The 750-nt window shown below is 72.3% G+C and carries 1 protein-coding gene; it reads left to right on the top strand.

Annotated elements, in window-relative coordinates:
- Positions 1-75: 75 nt before the first annotated feature.
- Positions 76-750 (top strand): CehA/McbA family metallohydrolase (locus NBW84_RS20775; RefSeq protein WP_250286590.1); only part of this gene is annotated, 675 nt, incomplete at its 3' end.

Raw genomic sequence — 750 nt, 5'->3', positions numbered from 1 at the left:
GCCTGTACGGCCTGACGGCAGCCTGGGGGCGGAGTCTCGGCAAACGACCAGTTGCCCGTAGTCCAGGGAGTACCCGTGATCGACCTGCCGTTCCACCGGCCCGGCCGCTTCTGGCGGGGCAATCTCCACACCCACTCGGACCGGTCCGACGGGGCACTGCCGCCGGCGGAGATCGGGCGCCGCTACCGGGAGGCCGGCTATGACTTCCTGGCCATCACCGATCACTTCCGGGCCAGGTACGGATTCCCGCTGACAGACACCCGGCCGTTGCGCACCCCCGGATTCACCACACTGTTGGGCGCGGAGCTGCATGCCCCGCGCACCGAGTTCTCCTCGGAGTGGCACATCGTCGCCGTGGGGGTGCCACTCGGCTTCCCACCTCCCGAGCCCGGCGAGAGCGGACCGCACCTGGCCCGCCGGGCCCGGGCCGCGGGCGCGTTCATCGGCATGGCCCACCCCGCGGCTTCGCTGCTCACCCTCGCCGACGCCGAAAGCCTGGACGCGGCCCACGCGGTCGAGGTCTACAACGCACTCTCGGCCCGCGAGGACCGGGGCGACAGCTGGCATCTGACCGACATCCTGCTCAACCGGGGGCACCGGCTTGGCGCCTACGCCGCCGACGACGCGCACTTCCAGCCCCAGGACCCGCCGGGCTGTGCGGCCTGGGTCCAGGTACGCGCCGACACCCTCACCCCGGAAGCGCTCCTCGCGGCCCTCAAGGCCGGCCACTACTACTCGAGCACCGGACCC

Source organism: Protofrankia sp. CiP1_Cm_nod2 (assembly GCF_920664355.1).
Taxonomy (GTDB): Bacteria; Actinomycetota; Actinomycetes; order Frankiales; family Frankiaceae; genus Protofrankia.
This window is presented reverse-complemented; position numbering and strand designations above follow the sequence as displayed.